Source organism: Knoellia subterranea KCTC 19937, assembly GCF_000768685.1.
Classification (GTDB): Bacteria; Actinomycetota; Actinomycetes; order Actinomycetales; family Dermatophilaceae; genus Knoellia; species Knoellia subterranea.
Genome location: NZ_AVPK01000022.1, coordinates 1 through 2,439 on the forward strand (window position 1 = coordinate 1; position 2,439 = coordinate 2,439).

4 protein-coding genes are annotated in these 2,439 nt (G+C 62.1%); 3 read left to right on the forward strand and 1 reads right to left on the reverse strand.

Going from position 1 to position 2,439, the window contains the following annotated elements:
- Positions 1-156: 156 nt before the first annotated feature.
- From N803_RS17120 to N803_RS18455, 3 genes are all read left to right on the forward strand, one after another.
- Complete coding sequence (locus N803_RS17120; protein ID WP_245617371.1) at positions 157-600, forward strand: type II toxin-antitoxin system RelE/ParE family toxin; 444 nt, start codon at positions 157-159, stop codon at positions 598-600.
- Complete coding sequence (locus N803_RS17125) at positions 597-908, forward strand: addiction module antidote protein (protein WP_035907568.1); 312 nt, start codon at positions 597-599, stop codon at positions 906-908. Before N803_RS17120 ends, N803_RS17125 begins: the two co-directional genes overlap by 4 nt.
- A 167-nt stretch (positions 909-1,075) precedes the next feature.
- A complete protein-coding gene (locus tag N803_RS18455) occupies positions 1,076-1,444 on the forward strand; it encodes a hypothetical protein (protein ID WP_156969852.1) in 369 nt (122 codons plus the stop codon).
- A 697-nt stretch (positions 1,445-2,141) separates the two neighbouring features.
- On the opposite strand, the gene N803_RS17130 is transcribed toward N803_RS18455, so the two are convergent.
- Entirely contained in the window at positions 2,142-2,348 is a 207-nt protein-coding gene (locus N803_RS17130; RefSeq protein ID WP_035907569.1) for a hypothetical protein, read from the reverse strand.
- Between the last annotated feature and the right edge of the window lie 91 nt (positions 2,349-2,439).

Sequence of the window (2,439 nt, forward strand, 5' to 3'; positions counted from 1 at the left end):
GAGCCTCACGGCCCGGACCGGCGTTTTTGTTAGTGGTCTCATTCGTAGTCTCATTTCGGTCCACGAGGGCCGCTCATCGGTCGTTCACTGGGGTTCGTGCCCGTTCGTGACAGTCCGCTTCAAGGAACGCTGGCGCCAGGTACACGCTGTCGAAGCGTGCTCCGGGGCGTTCGGCGCCGTCCACCGACGGTCGCTCGCAAGGTTGGACTGCCCTCGCGACCCAAGCTGCTCCGCCGCATTGAGGCTAGACGCGGTGTCAGTTATAGTCGACATGCGATCGACGTCGTCCAGACCGGCGAGTTCGACACGTGGATCCGAAAACTGAAGGACCGGCAGGGCAAGCTCCGCATCCTCAAGCGGATCGACCGGCTGGCCAACGGCAACCCAGGGGATGTCGCCCCCGTCGGACGCGGAGTCTCCGAGTTACGCCTCAACGTCGGCCCGGGGTACCGGGTCTACTACCTGCAGGACGGCGATGCGCTGGTGTTGCTGCTCTGCGGTGGTGACAAGTCGACCCAGTCGAATGACATCGAGCAAGCACACAAGCTGGCAGAAGAGTGGAGAGCCGACCAGCAGGACGGGAAGCAGAGGCCGCGATGAAGACCAAGAATGAGAAGTACACACCGTTCGACGTGGCCGACCACCTCGACGACCTCGAGGACGTCGCCGGCTACCTCGAACTCGCACTGGAAGAGTCCGCAGAAGACCCGAGCGCCGTGCCCCGCGCCCTCGGAGTGATCGCGCGCTCACGCAACATGAGCGAGCTTGCCCGCCGTGTCGGCATGAGCCGCGACGGTCTCTACAAAGCGCTCTCCGAGGACGGCAACCCAACCTGGTCCACGATCCTCAAAGTGACCAACGCCCTCGAGCTCCGCTTCGAACTGCACGCCGTCACCACTCATCCCTAAAGAGCCCGTTTGGCGTTGATCGGCGCCGACTCCGTCCGGCCATCGACACAACCGGGACTGCTCAAGGCCCCGCCGCTCGACCATTGACCGCGATCCAAGCCCGACACTAGATTCCGTCCTACACCGAGCGGGAGGAGGTCGTGATGACGTGGTTCAGGGGGACCGTCATGGCTGTCGCACTGTCCGTGATTTTGGGGACGAGCGCTGGTGCGGGGTCAGCCTTTGCCGGCAACACGCACACCGTAAATAGCAATTACCATGGCTGTGGCGATTGCAACAACCCAGAGAATGGATACATCCATCCGTTCACAGACACTACGGCAACTAACGGCGCGACCAACGGCAAGGGTGAATACTTGAACCGGCGCGGGACGCTCCTCACCGGAAGCGCATGCAACGCCTGCACGCATGTCCACACTTCATGGGACACGGGCTCGAACCGAGAATGCCAATATTACATCGATCATATTGCCCAAGCCCCTTACGCCATGAATCTCAATACACATTATGCCCACAACTACTCGAGTTACTGCTGAGGCGAGAGATGGGCATGATGGGCATCCGTAAAATTATCCTGGGCGCGGGAGTGGCTGTGTTGTGTGGCGCAAGTTTCGCTATTTCCGCAGCCACGGTATCGGCATTCACGGCGCCAGACCACGTCAGCCCTCACGCTGATTCAGAAGAGGAACCCCCCGCTTTGCGGGCAGTCGAACCGATGCGCGCACTCGCGAGTGGATCCACCAACGGTGGCCAACCATGGACAGCGGTGTCCTATCACAATGGTTCGGGGGACCTGTGCGTAGACGTCGAACTCCCCGTCGACCCGACGGCAGGGCACGGAACTAGCGGAGCGTGCTTTGACACCGCGTCGGCATCCGAGGGACGTCACGCTTGGGCAGAGAACGCCAACGGCGACCGAGTTGTCTACGGTGTGGTGTCGGCTCGCGAAGAGATCGAGATCGTCATCGCTGGGTTTGTGACCCCCGCTATTGCCGATGATCGCGGAGCGTTCGCAGTGTCAGTTGGTCGCAGGTCAGGGCTGCCGCAGTTGCGCCACAGTCCAGACGACAGTTGATTGGCTCCGGCTCTTTGCTCGTCGCGGGTAGCAAGAACGACGAAGCAGGCAAGGCAGTTGAGCCTTGCGGCTGAGTGGGGCGATGAATGACCGCGCGGCACTGCAGTGCGGGTCTCCGAGGTCCTTGGTCGGGGGCGGTCAGGCACGTGCATCGGAGATCAGGGCGCATCTGGACACATGAAGACGGCGAAGCTCGTCACCGCGGCGTCGATCCAGACCCCGCCCAGTCTCGACTGAGTTTTCGGGAGGACGGCGCCAATCACCGCGCCCAATCTGGGCAGGGTGGTGGCCTTGTCGACGACGACCGCGGTGGTCTCAGTCGTAGTCTCATTCGGGACGCCAACTGGACGTTCGTTGTCGTTCATTGGTGGATCCGTTGAGCACGCGAAACCGCCCGCAGCCCTGCGTGAACGGTGGGTCCCAGACCTCGAAAGCGTGTGTGGGTGCAAGCCCACC